Annotated in this window: 20 protein-coding genes; 7 read left to right on the top strand and 13 right to left on the bottom strand. The window is 54.8% G+C overall.

Annotated elements, in window-relative coordinates; all coding sequences use genetic code 11:
• Positions 1 to 7: 7 nt before the first annotated feature.
• The 11 genes from ACR0FE_RS21975 to ACR0FE_RS21925 all read right to left on the bottom strand — a co-directional run bounded on the left by ACR0FE_RS21975 (position 8) and on the right by ACR0FE_RS21925 (position 9,799).
• On the bottom strand, positions 8 to 709 hold the full coding sequence (locus ACR0FE_RS21975) for an SDR family oxidoreductase (RefSeq protein WP_170816179.1): 702 nt from the start codon (positions 707 to 709) through the stop codon (positions 8 to 10).
• Positions 706 to 1,332, bottom strand: a complete 627-nt coding sequence (locus ACR0FE_RS21970) for a 2-dehydro-3-deoxy-6-phosphogalactonate aldolase (protein ID WP_170614882.1) — start codon at positions 1,330 to 1,332, stop codon at positions 706 to 708. The genes ACR0FE_RS21975 and ACR0FE_RS21970 overlap by 4 nt, the downstream gene beginning before the upstream one ends.
• Positions 1,329 to 2,249: a 2-dehydro-3-deoxygalactonokinase gene (locus tag ACR0FE_RS21965; protein WP_170614883.1), complete on the bottom strand. Its 921-nt coding sequence runs from the start codon at positions 2,247 to 2,249 to the stop codon at positions 1,329 to 1,331. The genes ACR0FE_RS21970 and ACR0FE_RS21965 overlap by 4 nt, the downstream gene beginning before the upstream one ends.
• Positions 2,230 to 2,919 carry an RraA family protein gene (locus tag ACR0FE_RS21960; protein WP_108861947.1) on the bottom strand — a complete coding sequence of 230 codons (690 nt, stop codon included), beginning with the start codon at positions 2,917 to 2,919 and terminating at the stop codon, positions 2,230 to 2,232. Before ACR0FE_RS21960 ends, ACR0FE_RS21965 begins: the two co-directional genes overlap by 20 nt.
• Before the next feature lie 12 nt (positions 2,920 to 2,931).
• Complete coding sequence (locus ACR0FE_RS21955) at positions 2,932 to 3,963, bottom strand: C-terminal binding protein (RefSeq protein ID WP_170614884.1); 1,032 nt, start codon at positions 3,961 to 3,963, stop codon at positions 2,932 to 2,934.
• Positions 3,956 to 4,450 carry a lactoylglutathione lyase family protein gene (locus ACR0FE_RS21950; protein ID WP_108861949.1) on the bottom strand — a complete coding sequence of 165 codons (495 nt, stop codon included), beginning with the start codon at positions 4,448 to 4,450 and terminating at the stop codon, positions 3,956 to 3,958. Before ACR0FE_RS21950 ends, ACR0FE_RS21955 begins: the two co-directional genes overlap by 8 nt.
• Before the next feature lie 22 nt (positions 4,451 to 4,472).
• Positions 4,473 to 5,261, bottom strand: a complete 789-nt coding sequence (locus ACR0FE_RS21945) for an SDR family NAD(P)-dependent oxidoreductase (protein ID WP_170614885.1) — start codon at positions 5,259 to 5,261, stop codon at positions 4,473 to 4,475.
• 1 nt (position 5,262) lies between these two features.
• Positions 5,263 to 6,264: an ABC transporter permease gene (locus ACR0FE_RS21940; RefSeq protein WP_170614886.1), complete on the bottom strand. Its 1,002-nt coding sequence runs from the start codon at positions 6,262 to 6,264 to the stop codon at positions 5,263 to 5,265.
• Positions 6,261 to 7,784, bottom strand: a complete 1,524-nt coding sequence (locus tag ACR0FE_RS21935) for a sugar ABC transporter ATP-binding protein (RefSeq protein WP_480915279.1) — start codon at positions 7,782 to 7,784, stop codon at positions 6,261 to 6,263. The genes ACR0FE_RS21940 and ACR0FE_RS21935 overlap by 4 nt, the downstream gene beginning before the upstream one ends.
• A gap of 84 nt (positions 7,785 to 7,868) precedes the next feature.
• A complete protein-coding gene (locus ACR0FE_RS21930; RefSeq protein ID WP_480714485.1) occupies positions 7,869 to 8,888 on the bottom strand; it encodes a sugar ABC transporter substrate-binding protein in 1,020 nt (339 codons plus the stop codon).
• A 41-nt stretch (positions 8,889 to 8,929) separates the two neighbouring features.
• Positions 8,930 to 9,799 (bottom strand): SMP-30/gluconolactonase/LRE family protein, encoded by an 870-nt coding sequence (locus ACR0FE_RS21925; protein ID WP_480915277.1) that lies wholly within the window; start codon positions 9,797 to 9,799, stop codon positions 8,930 to 8,932.
• A 107-nt stretch (positions 9,800 to 9,906) separates the two neighbouring features.
• Between ACR0FE_RS21925 and ACR0FE_RS21920 the strand changes: the two genes are divergently transcribed.
• The 7 genes from ACR0FE_RS21920 (at position 9,907) to ACR0FE_RS21890 (ending at position 16,685) form a co-directional block, all read left to right on the top strand.
• Positions 9,907 to 10,578: a GntR family transcriptional regulator gene (locus tag ACR0FE_RS21920; protein WP_480915275.1), complete on the top strand. Its 672-nt coding sequence runs from the start codon at positions 9,907 to 9,909 to the stop codon at positions 10,576 to 10,578.
• 225 nt (positions 10,579 to 10,803) lie between these two features.
• Positions 10,804 to 12,279, top strand: a complete 1,476-nt coding sequence (locus ACR0FE_RS21915; protein ID WP_480915273.1) for a sugar ABC transporter ATP-binding protein — start codon at positions 10,804 to 10,806, stop codon at positions 12,277 to 12,279.
• Between the two features lie 2 nt (positions 12,280 to 12,281).
• Complete coding sequence (locus tag ACR0FE_RS21910; protein ID WP_174818509.1) at positions 12,282 to 13,268, top strand: ABC transporter permease; 987 nt, start codon at positions 12,282 to 12,284, stop codon at positions 13,266 to 13,268.
• A 56-nt stretch (positions 13,269 to 13,324) separates the two neighbouring features.
• Positions 13,325 to 14,320: a substrate-binding domain-containing protein gene (locus ACR0FE_RS21905; protein WP_010437236.1), complete on the top strand. Its 996-nt coding sequence runs from the start codon at positions 13,325 to 13,327 to the stop codon at positions 14,318 to 14,320.
• Between the two features lie 53 nt (positions 14,321 to 14,373).
• Positions 14,374 to 15,276: a hypothetical protein gene (locus ACR0FE_RS21900; protein ID WP_170614893.1), complete on the top strand. Its 903-nt coding sequence runs from the start codon at positions 14,374 to 14,376 to the stop codon at positions 15,274 to 15,276.
• Positions 15,264 to 16,073, top strand: coding sequence for an NAD-dependent epimerase/dehydratase family protein (locus ACR0FE_RS21895; RefSeq protein WP_480915271.1), 810 nt, complete (start codon positions 15,264 to 15,266; stop codon positions 16,071 to 16,073). The genes ACR0FE_RS21900 and ACR0FE_RS21895 overlap by 13 nt, the downstream gene beginning before the upstream one ends.
• Before the next feature lie 180 nt (positions 16,074 to 16,253).
• Positions 16,254 to 16,685 carry a hypothetical protein gene (locus ACR0FE_RS21890; RefSeq protein ID WP_480915269.1) on the top strand — a complete coding sequence of 144 codons (432 nt, stop codon included), beginning with the start codon at positions 16,254 to 16,256 and terminating at the stop codon, positions 16,683 to 16,685.
• Positions 16,686 to 16,934: 249 nt separating this feature from the next.
• Here ACR0FE_RS21890 and ACR0FE_RS21885 read toward each other — a convergent pair whose 3' ends face one another.
• Together ACR0FE_RS21885 and ACR0FE_RS21880 are read right to left on the bottom strand one after the other, a co-directional pair.
• A complete protein-coding gene (locus ACR0FE_RS21885) occupies positions 16,935 to 18,020 on the bottom strand; it encodes a DUF2652 domain-containing protein (protein ID WP_170617628.1) in 1,086 nt (361 codons plus the stop codon).
• 84 nt (positions 18,021 to 18,104) lie between these two features.
• The gene (locus ACR0FE_RS21880; RefSeq protein ID WP_170617626.1) at positions 18,105 to 18,266 is read right to left on the bottom strand and encodes a hypothetical protein; all 162 of its coding nucleotides are present in this window, start codon (positions 18,264 to 18,266) and stop codon (positions 18,105 to 18,107) included.
• Between the last annotated feature and the right edge of the window lie 513 nt (positions 18,267 to 18,779).

Raw genomic sequence — 18,779 nt, 5'->3', positions numbered from 1 at the left:
ATTTTCCTCACATAGCGAGATAGCCGCCATCGACCGGATAGACCGACCCGGTCACAAAGCTGGCGTTTTCACTCAAAAGCCATTGCACAAGCGCACCGACTTCTTCGGGTTTCCCCCAGCGTTTCATGGGCGTACGCGCCATGATCCCCGCTGTTCGTTCAGGGTCTTCCCGAAGGCCCTGGGTCATCTCTGTCTCGATCCAGCCCGGCGCGATGGCATTGACCCGGATACCGTCTTCGGCCCAGCGGCCTGCCAGTGCCTTCGTCAATTGTGCCACGCCGCCCTTGGAAGCGGAATAGGCCGGCACCAACGGTCCACCAAAAGTGCTGAGCATAGAGGCCGTATTGACGATAGCCCCACCTGTTTCCGCTAAGAAAGGATGCGCGGCGAGACAGCAGCGCATGGTGCCGGTCAGGTTCACATCGAGCACCTTGGCGAATACGTCGATGTCGTATTCTTCGCCACGCTGAAGAATACCTGCGCAGTTCACCAAAGCATTCAGACCCGTGAGTCCACTGAATACATCATTGATTGAAGCTTGGTCGGTGACATCCAAGATCTGCACCTTTATCCCGTCTCGAGGCTCGAATGCATCCAATTCGGATTGGGAGGCGGATGCAGCAATGACGGACCAACCTGCATCCGCCAACGACCGCGCAACACCCGCACCGATCCCTCGCGTACCGCCCGTTACAAGGGCCTGTTTCATCCAAGTTCCTCCAATACACTGGTGAAGGCGCGCGCGCGCTTGCCGATATCATCCAATGTATAGCTCGGTTTGAAAAGTGCAGAGCCCAGCCCATATCCATCCGCACCTGCGGCATGATACGACGCCACCGTGTCTGGCGTTATGCCCCCTACAGCAGCGATCACTGCGTCTGCAGGCAATACGGCGCGCATGGCCGCAATAGCAGCTGGTGGCACCATTTCCGCCGGAAAGAATTTAAGGACCGATGCCCCGATATCCAATGCCATAAAGGCCTCGGAGGGGGTCATGACACCTGGACACCAATACAGATCACGGGCGACAGCCGCGCGCCCGACATCTCGGTTCATATTGGGCGACACAATGATCCGCCCGCCTGCATCTGCAACCGCCGCGACCTGATCCGCAGATAACACTGTACCAGCGCCAACGATGGCTTGAGCACCATGTTTCGCAACAATCTGTGTAATCGATTCCAGCGGGTCCGGTGAGTTGAGCGGCACTTCGATTATCCGAAACCCGGTATCGAAGAGTACATCAGATACCGGGCGCGCATTTTCTGGTGCCAGCCCCCGCAAAATCGCAATCAGCGGGTTCTCAGCCAGAGCTGCAGTGAGGTCAATCATCCGACCAACCCCGCAGCGCGAGCAATCAGAAAATGCCCTTTCGCAACGATATCATCAGGCGCGCGACGGCTGTCGAAACCAGCAGTTCGAAGCGCTATTTCGTATCGGTCGGACAAATCGCTACGTCCAACAACTGTGATCGAACCAACGTCTTCTAATTCGCCGATCGCGGCAGCAACCTCCGTCCCGATCAACAAGCCCGACAAGTAGTCGGCCGTAGCTACCTTTGAGATTTTTCCCATGAGAGGAAGCGTCCGAACATGAAACAGGCTGTGCAGCAGGTTCGACTCACCACTGAGGCCCGCTTCGACGCCCATCACGAATGCGTCTTCGCTGAAGACGTCCTCCTTCATCAAGGTGCCAAGGATTGTGTGTTCTTTCAGCGCCGAAAAAATCTCGCCGGTCATGTAGGTCGAGAAATCCACGATCTTCCCATCCGCAACCTGAACCCATTTGCTGTGCGTTCCCGGCATCACGAACACACCTTCGCTCAAGCCTAGTGAAGATGCCCCGATGATCTGGGTCTCCTCGCCGCGCATTACGTCAGGTCCACCGGCATGTTCCGTTGAAGCACCTGTCACAAAATGAATACGCGCTCCGTTGGCCGCTTCGTGCGGGACCAACGCTCGCGCAAGACCGCCAGCACCCAGAGGCATTTCGGCATATTGCGTTTCTACCCAGCCATTGCGGCTGGTGATCATGCCAGATGCCAGGATCGGCAGGTTAGCTTTTGCGACCCAAGGGCCGATGAGACGATCAAGGACCGCGTCAAAGGTTTGCCCCGCAACCTGCATGATACCTTCAGGCGACGAGACCCCTTCGATCACCTCGCCCTCCGCGCCAATTAGAAATGCACGGAACGATGAAGTGCCCCAATCTACGCCGATCAGCGCTGGCTCAGATGCGACCGAATTCATTCAGCAGATCCTCAACGGTTTTGCCTTGGGCCACCCATTTACGGGTTTCCTCCTCACGGTCAGCTTGCTCTTGAGCAAGGCGCACGGTTTCCTCGGCAATTTCCTGTGGAACCACGACGACGCCCATAAGATCAGCTACAATGAAATCACCGGGGTTTACGACGACGCCCCCACAGGCGATTGGCACATTGATCGAAAGTTCTTCTTTACGTTCCGAGAACATCGTGTGCGTTCCGCGCGGCGTGATCGCGCGCGTCCATATTGGCCAGTTGATGTCTTCCAACTCATCTGTGTCACGGCCAGTGCCATCTACGATCATACCACGAATGCCACGATTCTTGGCCAGACCACCCATTAAACCGCCGCAGACTGACGTTTGACGATCACCACCCGCGTCCACAACGATCACGTCCCCGGGTTGTCCCATTTCAAGCGCTCGCAATGGGTCGACCAGATCGCCTTTTGAAAGCTGAACCGTCACGGCCTGGCCTGTCACCTTGGCGCGGAAAGCGGGCTTGATGGCGCTGTCCATCACGCCTGTTCGGTACTGCACATCCGCAAAAATGGCAGCAGCAGAATACGCCTCCAACACCTTGTCGAATTTTTTGAGAAGTTCCGGGTTTCTTTCAAAATCATTGAAAACCCTAAGGTCTGTGCTGACGTCTGGCATTCTTGTCTCCTGTTATGCGGTAGATACGGCCAATGCCTCGGCATTGACTGTGTAGTCGGGGTTTTGTCCTGTCAGAACCTTGGCCACTTGCGTGGCCGCGGTAACCCGCGCTGCGTGTATGGATTCCTCGGAATAGTAGGCGGCATGCGGCGTTACGAGGACGTTGGGCAGTGTGAACAGCGGGTTGTCATCAGGTGTCCAGTTGGCGCGCTTGGCCGGCTCTTCTTCGGGGTCGTCGAGCCCTGCAGCAGCCAGATGGCCTTCGGTCAGCGCCCGGAACAGGGCTTTGTTGTCGACCGTTGGTCCGCGTCCAGTGTTCACGAGTATCGCACCGGGTTTCATGACCGAGAATTCGGCATCCGACAAAAAGTGATGCGTGTTCGGCGTCATCGGCGCCTGCATCAGGATATAGTCGGACCTTGCCAGCAATTCAGGCTTGCTCACCAGCTCGACCCCAATCTTTGCCGCGACTTCTCTTGGCAAATACGGATCGTAGGCGATGACCGTAACTCCGAAAGATTGCGCCCGCGTTACGATGGCTTGCCCTATTTTTCCCAGCGAGACGACACCCATCGTCCGCCCGCGCAACCGGTAGACCGGCTGCCCGCTTTGCCACTTCCAGACCCCTGCATGAGTGGCCCGATCATAGTCGGGCAACTTGCGCGCCAGGGTCAGCCAAAGAGCAATCGCGTGATCGGCGACTTCCTCCGTGCAATAGTTTTGCACGTTGGTAACGAGGATGCCTTTTTCCGTTGCCGTGCCGACATCCACGATATCTACGCCCACGCCATAACGCGCGATGACCTCGCAGTTTCGCATCCGCGCAATCGTTTCCTTCCCGATCCGGGCATATTGATTCATCATCGCTGAGCAATGCGGCGCGACATCAAACAGGTCTTCCTGGCGTTTGGCCTGAAGCGCAATCACCTCGGCTCCGGCGGCTTCCAGAATTTCCGTCTCAACGGCAACATCACCAAAGTCGTAATCGGTTATCACGACCTTAGGTTTGTCCGTTCTGGGGGAAAAGTCGGCGCGATCAGTCATAGGCACCCGCCGAATAGGTCAATTCGTACGAGTGGCTATAGAGCTCGAAGATGTTGCCAAACGGGTCTTCCATATAGACCATGCGATAAGGCTTTTCACCTGGGTAATACTTGCGCACTTGGCTCATGCGCTGGCGCCCGCCCAGGTCTTCGATAACCTTGATGCGGCCTTCCAGATCCTCGTCCTGTACGCAGAAATGAAACAAGCCACGCCGCCAATATTCAAACGGGCGTTCTTCTTCGACGGTCTTCGGGAACTCAAACAATTCGATGCCAACACCGTCGCCCATCGACAAATGTGCGATGCGGAAGCTTCCCCAGCCTTCCCCAAATACATCGTCGCACATCTGACCGATGGCGCTTTCGTCATGCAGGATTTCAGTTGGTTCCATCAGCACGTACAGGCCGAATGCCTTGGAATAGAACTCCACGGCTTTTTCGAGGTCGGGAACTGTGATGCCAATGTGAGAGAAAGTGAGAGCGGCCATGTAGGGCTCCTCCAGTTAGAAGTTAAAGAATGTTACGAACTATGCCGCCTTCGATCCGATGCGCAGAACCATTGGAGGCTGTACTTGCAGAGATCGTGACGATCATGCGGGCGACTTCGTCTGGTTGGACAAAGCGCTGTATGAGCGATGTGGGTTCATCTGATTTGAAGTAATTGCCCACGATCGTGTCGAGCGGCTCACCCTTTTGATCGGCGAGGCCGTCAAAATAGGCTTCGACACCTTCGGTCCAGGTTGGACCAGGCAGGATCGAGTTAACCCGGACTTTTGTCCCCTTTGTCAATTCTGCCATGCCACGTGTCAGACCTAACATGGCAGTTTTAGTGACAGAATAATGCACCATCTGAGGTAGTGGCTTCACTGCCGCTTCGCTGGCCATGTTGATGATAGATCCCTTATCGCGGCCAAGCATGTCAGGCAGGAAAATTCGGCTCATCCGAACGGCGGACAGGACATTGATGTTGAAATAGTGCATCCAGTCGTCATCCGTGAGATCCTCGAACGGCTTAACCGAGAAGATGCCGACATTGTTAACAAGAACATCCACCGCCCCGCGCGCTCGCGCAAACTCCGCCAGAGTTTCCGCATCAGACGTCTTGGTTAGATCGGCCGCAATGCCTTCAACGTCACCCAGAGATGACAGGTCATCGACGCAGTCGGACACCTCCGCCTCGGTCAGGCCATGCACGATGACCCGCGCGCCTTCTTCCAGATAGACCCGGGCAGTGGCTTTGCCGATGCCGGAACCTGAGCCAGTCACCAGGACCAGCTTATTTTTGAGCCCCAGATCCATCTCAGGCCTCCTTCTTAACGTTAGATGACTGCTGTGATGAAGGGCGGCCGAACATTCGACCCATCAAGCCCGAAATTTCCGCGCGCCACATGTCTATGCCAACGGCCAACAGAATGATCAGGCCCAACACGATGTTCTGAACCGAAGATGGCGCAGCGTTTAGGTTCAAACCATTCTGGACGATAACGATTGTCATCGCCCCCATCAGCGTGGCGAGGATGTTGCCGCGGCCGCCTGCAAGGCTGGCTCCGCCAACAACAGCAGCGGCAATGGCCTGCAGTTCCAGCGTCTGGCCATAGTTGGGCGAACCAGAGTTGAGGCGCGCTGACATCAGGATCGCACCAACCGCAGTCATAAAACCCGCGATGACAAATGTCGTCGTCTGAACTTTACGTACGTTGATACCCGTCAGAACGGCAGCGGATGGGTTACCACCCACGGCATAGATCTCGCGGCCGAGTTTCGTGAAGTTCATAGTGAACGCGGCAAGGACGTAGAAGAACACGAGGTAGAAGAAAGGCATCGGAACGCCGAACAGCTTGCCGTAAAAGATTGGCTCCAGCGCCGGATCCAGCGAGAAGATCGGAGACCCATTGTTGAAGGTCAGGGCAAGGCCCCTGAAGGCAATCAACGCCGCCAATGTTGTGATGAAAGATGGGATACGCCCATAGGCTGTTATCAGCCCAATGAATAGACCAAGCAATCCGCCCATGAGGAGAATGAGTGGCAATGCCAGAACCAGTGGAATGCCAACAAATTTCAACATTTGCGCAAGGATCATGGTCAGCAAAGCCACCATAGACCCGGAACTCAGATCGATGCCCGCAGCGAAGATCACGATAGTAGACCCGATTGCGATCAAGGCCACGATGCTCACCTGTAGGGACAGGTTTGAAAGGTTACCCGGGTTCAGGAAGCGTTCGGTCGTAAGTGCCACGATCAGTGCGACGATCACCATTGCTGCAAATGGTCCGATCAACTGGGTGTCAAAGATCCGCTTCATGCGAAAGCCTCCTTAGGCTTGGATTGAGGAGTGTCGGCGGACGCGCGCACAAGGTCGTCATGCGTAAGGTCGGATGCATCGACCGTGCGCATTATCGTTCCGTGCTGCACGACGGCAATCCGATCGCTCATGGCAAGCAACTCATCGTGGTCTGAACTGATCAGAATGATCGATTTCCCCTCCCGCGTGAGCCTGTTAATCAGCTTGTAAACAGCGATCTTAGCGCCGATATCGATCCCCTGCGTTGGCTCATCAAGGATCAGGATGTCCGAGGCTGAAAACAGCCAGCGTGCAATCACGATCTTCTGCTGATTACCACCAGACAAGAAGTTGACCGTCTTTTCCTCGGCCTGGGTCGAGATTTCCAAATCGCGGATCAGGTCATGGGTGGCTTGCTCTTCCGCCTTGAGATTCAACACGCCGAACCGACTAAGCCCGCCGAGGGAGGCTGCGGTTACGTTCCCGCTTGCGCGGAAATTGAAGAACAACCCGTCAAACTTACGGTTCTCAGGAACAAGGGCCAATCCAGCACGGATCGCATCGATTTCGCGGCGGAAGCGAACCGGCTTGCCGTTAAGTGTTATCTGTCCGCCCGTCAGCTCGTCTGTCCCAAACAGGGCGCGAGCGATTTCTGTGCGGCCACTGCCCAATACGCCGCCCAAGCCCAGAACTTCACCCCGGTGCAACGAAAACGATACATCTTTCACACCCGAATTGGTGGCCAGACCCGCCGCCTCTAGCACAATATCCTTGGTCGCGTTCTGCTCCTTAGGATAATGCTCACCAATGTCCTCACCGACCATTGCGCTGACAATCTCAGAGACGTTGATCTTGGTCTCGCCACTTGCACGCACAACACTACCGTTGCGCAGGATCGTAACTTCATCAACGATCCGTTCAACCTCATCTAGCCTGTGCGACACATAGAGAATAGCGGTGCCGCGCTCACGCATATTGCGCAATAGCTGGTGCAAGCGCTCGATTTCATCTTCACCCAATGCCGCCGTCGGCTCATCCAAGATGATCATGCGGGCGTCCATAGCGACCGCTTTCGCGATCTCGACCAGTTGTTGCTCGCCGACCGATAGCGATCCGGTTATGGTTTCGGGAGAAACATCGACATTCATTTCAGCTAAAACGCGCGCGGCTTCGTTGTGAACCTTGGCCCAGTCGATCACACCAAAACGAGACCGAGGCATATTGCCAAGGAAGATGTTTTCGCCAACCGACAAGGTGGGCACGATCGAGAATTCCTGAAAAACTGTTGCGACGCCCAGCTCACGTGCCGCCTGCGGATCGCTGATCGTGACCGGCTTGCCATTGTGCAGGATTTGACCGCTATCGGGTTGCTGCACGCCGGAAAGTGTCTTGATCATGGTCGATTTGCCACAGCCGTTTTCACCCAGCAGCCCATGAATGGAACCGGGCATAAGCCGGATGCAGACTTTGTCATTCGCCAATACACCAGGATAGGCCTTGGTGATATCGACAAATTCCCAAAGTGGCGTTGCGGGTGTCATTGCGATTGCCTCGACAAAAGGGGAACTCGGTTGAATTGCGACCCGGCAGCACGCGGACGCGCCACCGGGAAGCGGGGAGAAAGTTCAGTACTCTTTGGACGGCTGCGGGAAGAGCTTTTCTGGCTCTTGCAGCACGCTGATCGCACCGTCTTTGTCTTCAATTGATGTGGGCGTTTCGATCCAGCCGCCGGGATAGGACCCGTTGAGCGCATCAATGGTTGCGTGCATAGCCGCTTTACCCATTAAGAACGGTGAGGTGTTGACGGTTGCCGTGATGTTGCCAGCCGCAATCTCTTCAAGGCCAGACGTGTCTCCATCATTACCCAAAAGAACGATATCATTGCGGCCGAGTGCTTTCGCAGCAAAGGATGCCCCAATGATCATGTAGTCGTTCGCCGCGAAGATCATGTCGAGATCGGGGTTCGACTGTAGGATGTCCATACCAGCAGTGTTGCCGCCCTCAACGTTCCATTTACCGTCAATAGACACCACAACGTCGAAGTTTTCGTTGCCCTCGATACCGTCGAGGAAGCCGCCCACACGTTCGGTCGAGTGATAGCCAGGCTGCCCTTCGATAATGCCGACCTTCAACGGTTGATCGCCATAAGTTTCAATGGCCCAATCAGCGATAGCATGTGTGCCGTTGCGCTGGGAGTACCCGACAACGCCATGAATTGGTGTCGGGAAGTTTGGGATGTCCGAGTTGATCATCAAAACTGCCATGCCCTTGTCGACGGCTTGCTTCAGCAGTGGTGCGGCAGCAAATTCATCGTGGGTACCAAAGATGATTGCATCCACATCCTGCGTCAGCACATCCTGGATCATTCCCATTTGGCCGTTGATGTCCGCACCGGACTGGGGAGCAAGCATGAAGACTTCCACCCCGGCCTCAGCGGCAACCGCTTTGATGCCTTCACCAATGGCAATGTAGTAGTTGAACTCCGTAGCCGGCGGCATATACGCGATCCGGAACGTTTCGTTTTTGGGTTCTATCGCGTCGATTGGCGCTTGTGCCCCGTCCTCAAGCGGAACCGGCGCTGGATAGTTTTCGGCCAGAGCGACCGTTGCCAACGTGGCGAACCCCGCGGTAAGCGTAGTGCTCATTAGCGTTTTCAACATAGTTTTCTCCTCCAGAATTTCGTTGGTTATCCTTTGAATGGCGCGTCGATCACGCCACGAACGCCGGGCTTCACAGCAAAGAGGCCGCCGGATTCCGGTTCTTTTGTTAAAGCTGCTTCGTCACTCATCAGCCTTGAGGTCGTGATGAACAGCGCGTCGAGATCAGGGCCACCGAAAGCGCAACAGGTGGGCTTCCAGACCGGCACCTCGATCACGCGGTCTATCGTGCCGTCAGGTGCGACGCGAACAACGCGATGGCCTTCCCATTCGGCGTTCCAAACGCCCCCTTCGACATCGACACAGGACCCATCAGGCAAGCCAGGCTCATCATAGAAAGAAGCATGCTGCCGACGGTTCGAAACGGTTCCACTGCGGGTGTCGTAATCAAATGCGACGACTTCCCGAGCGGGAGTATCAGCAAAGAACATCGTGGTACCGTCGGACGTAAAGCAAGTCGAATTGGCGCAAGACACTCCTTCGATGATCGTCTGTACACTCAAATCCTTATCGACGCAGATGACCGACGAATCGGCCTTGCCAGAAACTTCGTTCATGCCTCCAACAATCAATCGCCCCTGGCGATCGGTTCGCCCATCGTTCAGCCGTGTCTCCGGATTGTTCGGCTCGAATCGCGTCACGAGGGTTTCCTCGCTCTGGGGCGAATCCAGCAAGACAACTCGGTCCGCATAAGCAACGATCAGTCCGCCAGACGCACGCGGTGCAAAGCAACACACACGCTCTGGCATCTCATGAGATGCGGATTCTGACGTTGCAGGATCAAATGACCAAAGCGCGCAGCCCTCGATATCGGTCCACCAGATAAGGTCATCGGCGGGATTCCAGAAAATCCCTTCCCCGTGCTGGTTCTTACAATCGACGACCAACTCTGCGCGCACTTTTTTGATCTCCCAAGTAACTTCTGATATCTGATATACCAGCTTGCCTAATCTGGTGTATCAGATATCTTGCATCTGGCAACACCTTTTTTTGGAGATATCCTCAGATGGCGCTTGAGAGACCCAAGTCTTTGCGTGAACTCGCACTGGAACATTTGCGGAATAGTATTATCGATGGCTCCCTGAAAATGGGTCAGGTTTTGTCGGAGCGAAAAATCTCCGAAGAGCTGGGCGTATCGAAATCGCCAGTCCGCGAAGCACTCGCTCAATTACGTGACGAAGGGTTGGTCAGTATCGAGCCTCAAAAAGGCGCACGCGTTTTTTCGCTGTCTGAGCCGGAAGTGACTCAGATCTGCGATTTCAGACAGGCTATCGAAACTGCCGCCTTTGAACTTGCGTTGTTGCGGAGCCCGGAAGGTCTTGCCGACGACATGCAGCGTGTCGTGAAGGACATGGAGAAGGAACGCGGGCGAGGCAATGAAAAGGGCTACCTTTCACTGGATACCACATTTCATCAGTTGATTTTTGAACATGCCGGTAACGATTATCTGACGGCCAGCTATACACGATACATCGGTAAGATTGCCGCATTGCGGACCCATTTGGCGAAGCTGCCACAGCATACTGAGCTTTCCTTCGATGAGCATTCGAAAATCGCTATTGCCGTTCGCGAAGGCGACATGGCCAAAATCAAATCTCTTCTCACTGCGCATATTGACCGCACCAGACAAGCCTACAAAAGCGCCGCCATCGTCCTCGAAGGAGCGACCGCATCCTAGCAAAAACGTAGCTTTGTTGTGACGGGGGCGGGCCAAAACGGCGCCGCCCCTTTCTCTTGGGCACCTCCCGGTCTTTTCTTTTTCAGTTGACATCTGAGATATCAGATGCCAATCAAAAGGCGGGAGGAAGCTTGAATGACGCCAGCAATGAAACCTGAATCACCGGGGCTACAGCCACTGATCCAGCTGGATCGGGTTGGCAAAAGCTTCGGCACGAACATTGTTTTGGATGGCGTCGACTTTGAATTGAGACCCGGCGAAGTTCACGCGCTTTGTGGGGAAAACGGCGCTGGCAAATCCACCTGTCTCGGCCTGTTTTATGGGCTTCACCAACCTTCTGCTGGGCGCATCCTGTGCGACGGTAGGGAGCAGCGGGTCGAAAGCCCGTCGCATGCGCAATCCCTGGGCATCGGCTGTGTTTTCCAAGAGCTCAGCCTCGCTGGCGCGCTCTCTGTTGCGGAAAACATCTACGCGGGCCGCGTACCCACCCGGTTTGGTGTAGTTGACTGGCCTGAACTGCGCCGTCGAGCGGAGGCGTTGCTGGCGGAATTCGGTCTGAATATCGACGTTTCAACACCCGTGGAAAACTTGCCGATCAGCTCCCGCCAGATTGTTGAAATCGCCAAGGCGTTGTCGTTGAATTCCCGCGTCCTTTTGCTGGATGAACCGACGTCGGCATTGGCACCCGACGAAGTAGACGCACTATTCGATGTCCTAAAGTCCCTGACAAAAAAAGGGATTGGCATCGTCTATGTCAGCCACCATATGGCTGAGATTTTCCAGATCTCGGATCGCATTACCGTTTTGCGAGATGGGCACCACATCAGCACTTTACCGGTTTCGGAAACTTCTCAGGAACAAGTCGTTGCCGAGATGATCGGTGGCGCTCACCCCGGTGATGTCACGCGGTCAGGTAAGGTTAACGGCGAAGAGGTTTTGCATGTCCAAGACCTAACCCATCCAGGTGAATTCGAAGATATTTCTTTCTCCATTAAAGCCGGAGAGATTGTAGGGATGGCAGGGTTGATGGGCGCTCGCCGCAGCGAGATCGTTCGATCGATTGTCGGGCTGATGCATGGCGAGACCGGGGAGATCAGACTTCACGGCAAGTCTGTTAACTTTGCGTCCTTGCGGCAGGCGATGCGTGCTGGGGTCGGATTTGTTCCCGAGGAACGCAAGACTGAAGGCCTCTTTCTGGAACAATCACTCAGCGACAACCTGATCGCGGCCAGTCTTTCCGATCATTCGTCTGCTGGGCTCATGCGTTCGGGCTCGATCAAAGCAGCCAGCCAAGCAGCCATTGACGCCTTCAGTGTCAAAACCAGCGGGATTAACGAACTTGTTGGTGATCTATCAGGGGGCAATCAGCAAAAGATCATGTTGGCCAAGTGGCTCAAACGCGCGCCAGCTCTTCTGATCATCGAGGAGCCCACAAAAGGGGTCGACGTCGGAGCCAAATTCCAAATCCACACGGAGCTTTTGCGTCGAGCAGCCGAGGGAATGGCCATCCTCGTCGTGTCATCCGATTTTCCCGAACTTGTCTCTCTCTCAACCCGCATCCTTGTCGTCCACGACGGTCGCCTCATGGGAGACATCGCAGCCGCTGAGACAACCGAAACCACGCTTCTTCAAATGGCCGCCGGAAATTCCGTTCCAATTGTGGACGCACCCCAAACCAATCAATCAGGAGTCGCGACGTGACCATGACCGCTCAAGCCAACTTGCCCATGAAGCGTCCGCTGCTGCGCCGTGTTTTACAAGCTTTTGTCGATATTCGTGAACTGACGCTGATCGTTCTGATCGCCGCCATCATCATCGTGATGTCCAACGTTAATCCCTATTTCCTCAGCTTCTCGAACTTTCGAGCCGTGGCCGTGGGCATGGCCCCCACCGCGATCATCGTGATCGGTATGGCGATACTACTTGCATCCGGCGGGTTCGATCTTTCCGTTGGATCGGTTATGGCTTTGTCTTCTACCGTCGTGGCCATGCTACTTTTGACTGGCATGCCAATTCCGCTTGCGGTGGTATGCGGATTAGTGCTGGGTGGAATTGTCGGCGTAGTGAACGGTTTACTGGTGACCGGACTCGGGATCAATCCGCTTATCGCGACCCTCGGCACGATGTCGATCGCGCGAGGCATCGCTCTTGTCTTGACCGAAGGTTTTTCTGTTTCAAGCCTGCCGGCATCATTTGCCTGGATCGGGAAGGCCGACATAGGCGGTTTTCCGGTAATCGTCTTGTTCACCATTCTGCTGGTCGTCCTGTTTGACCTAGCCGTCCGCCATACACGCTTTTTCCGTCAGGTCTATTTCATCGGCGCCAATGAAAAGGCCGCGATGTTGTCAGGCATACATGTAACACGCGTGCGTATCATCCTGTACGCACTGACCGGTATTCTGGCTGCTTTGGCGGGTGTATTGCTGGCGTCCCGCCTGATGAGCGGTACGCCCACGGCAGGCAACGGTATCGAACTTCAGGTTCTGGCTGCGGCTGTCATCGGTGGCGCATCCCTACGCGGCGGGGAAGGTACTATTCTTGGTGCTTTCCTCGGCGTCGTTTTCGTCGCGTTGATCAACAACACCATGACGATGCTGGCCGTATCGATCTACTGGCAGATGATCGTCATCGGCGGTGTACTCGTTACAGCGGTCGCCTTGGACATGCTGATCCGAAGCAAACGGGGCTGAGCCCGAAGCTTTCCAAATCTCAACAACAACCAAAGATCCAAAACAGGGAGACTACGATGACTGAATTGAATGTGAATCGGCGCAGGCTGCTGACAGCGGGCACCACCGCTGGATTGGCCGCAGCGTTCGGACTGCCCATGCTGTCCAAAGAAGCCATGGCACAAGCGGCCGGCAAGGAGTATGTGTTCCTGTCCATCGTCACGCAGGTGCCTTTCTGGGTGGACTATCGAAATGCGATGGAAGACCTTGAGGAACTGATGGGCATCAAGGCCACATTCACGGGCCCGTTGGATTTCGACACGGCCGCACAAGCACGCCAATTGGATGAACTGATCGCAAGACGTCCCGCAGGCATCCTTATCTTCCCGGGTGATCCAGCCACTCTGGCACCCGGCGTTGAACGTGCGGTGGAGGCTGGCATTCCAGTCACATGTTGTATTGGCGATATTCCCGACAGTCCCCGGTCCACATTCCTTGGTATTAACGGCGTTCAGGCAGGTCGAGTCGGCGGCGAAATGCTGGCGCAAGCGATTGGCGGTAAAGGCAAAGTTATCCTCGGCACTTTCCCTGCCCCTTCCACATTGGAGCGTGTCGAAGGGTACAAACAAATCTTTGCCGAGAAATACCCAGATATCGAGGTCGTCGACGTCGTCAACGACAAGGCCGACCCGTCCTATGCGCCGACAGCCTACCTTCAGGCAATTCAGGCGAACCCTGATATTGTTGGCATTGGCGGCACGGACGGCGACAGCGGCAAAGGCGCGGCAATTGCAGTCAATGAGGCGGGACGAAAGGACATCAAGATCGTCGCGATGGACCGAAATGATGATATGCTTCCCTATATCGAAGACGGCACAATTCACGGCGCAGTGGCTCAGAAATCCTATCTTGAGATCTTTCTCGCCTTCCACATGATGCATTGGCAGAACACTGACGCGCTGAAGGTCTTGCCCGATTGGAAGGCGGCTGGCATCAATCCTCTACCCGAGCGCGTTGAAACCGGGGTTATGCCGATTACTGCCGAGAACGTCGTCCAGTTCAAGCACACCTAAGCGATTGTCCCGGTGCATTCTACCGCGCCGGGAAACCGATAGGAGGGGGTTACATGTCGGACAGATGGAGCGTTCTTCACCTGCAGCAAAATGATCTGCAACTGACACTCCTGCCCGGCATCGGGGGCCGCCTATGGGATGTAAACTTCCAAGGGCGCTCCCTCCTATTTCAAAACGCGGATCTCAACGGTTTGGATGTCGATAGTACCCAGCTTACTGATCTGCCCACACGCTCTCCACAATTTGGTTTTCCGCTCTGGGGCGGCGAGAAGACTTGGATCGCCCCGGATGCATCATGGGTAAACGGCGCTCCGTTTCCCGTGTTGGACAGCGGCTCTTACCAGATCACTTCAAGAAGCAGCACTCGTATCGAAATGACCAGCGCATTATGCCCGACCTCGCAATTGTCAGTGTCGCGCCGCATCACGCTGACCTCCGCGGAAAGCTGGGAAATAGAACACATCGTGGTCAACCATGGGACCTCCTCGCGCCTGACAGGCATTTGGTCAGTCATGATGCTTAACACCCCCACCAAGGTCGGTGTCGAATTGGAAGACCCTGCATTTTATCCTATTTTTGGCTCTGCCGAAGGGATGATAACTACGCACGGCAATGGCATTGTCTTGGATTGCAACAGACAGCAGGAATTCAAGGTCGGGCTACCGAACCCCAACGGTCGTACATTGATACGGTGCGGCGCTGATGCCCCGTTGCTAATGTGCTCGGTACCAGAACCTCAAAAGGGCGATCAATTTGCACACGACTATCCGTTTGAGGTCTTTAATTCAGCCGACTACGCCTATTGCGAAGCGGAGTGGCACTCCCCGGCACGCAAGCTCGCACCGAATGAAACGCTGAGTTTTCGGCAGACGTTCCGCGTCTTGACGGATGAAGATGCAACCCAAATGCCATTGGGGCTCACAAACAACAAGGAGTTCCTGTCATGCATGTCTTGATTACAGGCGCAGGCGGGCATCTCGGACGCAAACTCTTCAACGCGATAGAAAGCGACACCGATTACACCGTCTCTGGCATCGACATCCGTCCCGTTGATCATCCCGACATTCACACAGCAGACCTGTCCGAAGACAGCAGTTGGGTCAGTTTGCTAAAGGGAGTCGACGTTATCGTGCATCTTGCCGGAGACCGAGAGCCCTCCGCCACTTGGGCCTCCGCGATCAAACACAATATGGATGCAACGCTTTCCCTCTATCACCATGCGGCGGCCATGGGCGTCAGACGAGTAGTACTTGCCAGTTCCAACTGGGTCCACGGCGACAAAAGGTTCACGCATGATGTGCTTAAAAGCACGACACCACCAGGACCAGTAAACGCCTACGGCATGTCAAAGCTGTTCTGTGAACGGACAGGGGCCTACTTTGCTGAGCATCACGGACTGTCGATCATCTGCTTGCGCATCGGCTGGACACAATGGACTCACGACAACCAACCCGGCACACATATGGCGATGGGCCGGTGGGGTCAGGAAATGTGGTTGAGTGATCGGGACTTTCTAAACGGAATGCGCGCCGCAATAGATGCCAAGGATATTTCCTTCGCAGTCCTGAACCTAATGTCAGATAACCCGGGGATGCGCTGGAATATCACCGAAACACGGCAAGCGATTGGCTACTCTCCAATGGATGGAAGCCCCGCGAAAATAACAGTGGGCATTGTACTAAGATCCACTCTGAAACGGCTGTTTTCAGTCTGGCTCCCCAGCTACGTCACGACACGTTTTCCAGATTGGTAAAGTACAAGGTCCGGGCATTGTTGTTGCGTTGCGCAATCATTTTCCGAAACCTCGCATCGAAGTAAGCGCTGAAAAGGTTACCCACATTGGATTGAGCCAGACGACCGCCGGTTCTATGTGATCGATGCAAATCACCCGGGCCACGCTTCCGGACCGGACCATGAGGATTTCCAGTCCTTCATGACGCGCTTCTACGAATACATGAACAAACCTGAGAACATAGCGCGCCTTTACAATGCGCTGATGGCTAGACAGAAGTCGAAAGGGTTTAACCCTCGGTCGCTGAATATGGCTGCCGTAGACACTCCTATCATGAGACGACTGCATACCGCCTCGGGCGAGGTTCTACAGCAGGAACTGGAAGAGATCATTGCCGAGAAAGGGGTGTTCGCGGTTCCGCAGGGAGAGTTGCGTCGCATTTTTGCCGAAACGCTCAAGGCCAACCCAAACAGAATTACTCACTTAATGAACGAATTGGGCTGGATACCCGAAAGAGTGAAGTGGGGCGGGGTCGACTATGCTCGTGCTCTCTGGGTTCATCCGGACTACCGGATGTCGAACGGTCGCGTGCTTGGACCTAACGGCTACTCCAATTCGGATCGTTGTAGATGAAGCAGCTCAAAATGCCGGTTGCGAATGCCTATGATCCGTTCGGCACTGCTGGCGCCCGGAACTCGCCATTGTCGGCCCCCTCATGATACTCGAGGCCCGTATCGGGGGTGTATTCATAAGCCAATTTTAATAGTTCTTATAGCAACTTGTTCCTGATCTGCCAGGTGACGGGCAACTCAGCGGGGGGCACAGTGTCCGGCCGCCTCACAATGATGGCTCCCATTAACATTTGCCTAGGAGCCATTTTCGTTACTCTTGTTTCTTTTGATGAAGCTCCAAAGCCATTTCGTCCAGAATACCGAAGGCCACCGGATAAAAATTCTCGAACAGATCGATTACTGCAGATTCCTCTGCGGGATGATGTTGGCCGTCGGCGTCAGTCAGCCGCCCCATCCGAAACACGACCTCAGTGCCTTCTTCTGCCGGGACCAACTCGTAGGTTTCCAGGTTTGTCAGACCCTCGATGGATGAATTGTGGAGGATATCAGTCACGTATTCGAACGGATTCCAATCGACGATCAGCATCTGAAAATGAGCGGCTTCATGAATGCAGTGCAGGCGGACGCCAGCTGACGTTCGAGACGCATCCCCTTCCCGATAGGCATCCTTCAACATCATCCAGCGCATCTTGAGCTGGGGATCTGTGAGCATTTCCCAGGCCACTACCGGAGGCGCCTTCAGTAAGTGCCGGGTTGTGAAAACGGCATCCTCGTCTGTAACGCGGACGGGCCCGGCGATCTCCCGGTATTGTCGCCAAGCAGCAGCAAGATCATAGACCCGCATGGGTACGTCACCAAAGTGCTCGAACTGAGCGCTATACTGCATAAGTTCAGACTTGATGCCCATTGCCTGAAATGCGTCTTCCGAGAATAGGGCGTAACTGCGGATACCAGTATCATCCTTCACATCGGTCTTCGCCATGCGATGCACAAGTATGACGTCAGCACCGGAGATATCTTTCACCGGCCCGATCGAAAGTTCTTCAAATTTTCCGTGATGCGCAAGGATCTTCAGATCGAGATCGGCTACATTGCGACAAGCATTGCAGGGACAAGTCGTGTTCTGCACAATATTCCGACGGCGTTCGGCGAACCCCCGATAAAGGCTTTCGCATATATTCAGGAAAGTCTCGCCGGAGGGGAACGGCCCACTCGAATAAGCGAGAACGGCGTCACCTTCGAGACCCCCCAACTTCATTGGGTCCTTCAGTTCTATTACAATTGCCTCAAGCAACGAACGGATGATTGGGTTGGCATGTTCCAACTCTGACCGGGTCAGATACCCAGTATAACCAGTAATATCGGCGATTAGCAGGTAACCGGCCTGAACAGACATCCGAGCTTTCCCATTTGCACTCCGTCCCTTGACTGTAGCTTCCGCCATAGTACCGGACAAGCGCGTCTGCCTTCGTCCGACATATCAGATGGACGCTTCTCCATCAGGGGTTTGATCTACGCCCTCCGATTCTCCATCAGCATCATCGTCCTCCCGGCCGTCGGCATAAATGCTTCCGTCGTTGGAAGTGCCAAGTGTGGCTTTTACCGGTTCTTCATCGGGATTGGAGGCGCTGACGTCAGACATTGTTTCACATAAGGACCGATGCATAGTTCCCGGGGGAAGCCCTATAAAGGCTGAAGGCAACCAAAGCTGCCAATGCGCATATTGGTCCCGCTATTTCCAAAAACGCTCGGATAGATGTTGGCGAGACATTGCCAAGGGAGAAATACCGGCAGAGGCTCCTCTCGGTCGGAAACAGCTTCCATTTACTTAAACTTACCATGTTCAACTCATACGCTAACAACGCCTGAGAATTAGCACGCACGGTCCAAACAGCGAAAAGCTATCGCAATTTTCAGATATTTTTTGATGCATTGGGCAAAATGGGTGTGCAGTGGTGCCAGGTAATTTGCATTGTCAACGAACCTACAGCCAATCGGTTCTTCAAAGGTTTCTTGCAAGTCTTTCGTCTGGCATCGGCATTTGAAGTAGTGATCAGCCCCACTTGTGTGGTCCAAGTTGATTGTTAGTGCGTGGCCGGCCTTTGGTCCAATTGAACGATGGTTGCCGGGGCCGGTGGTTTATATCCCAGAGCAC

The organism is Ruegeria sp. K7 (genome assembly GCF_056531785.1).
Note: the sequence above shows the minus strand (reverse complement) of the source record. Positions and strands in the feature narration are given on the sequence as shown.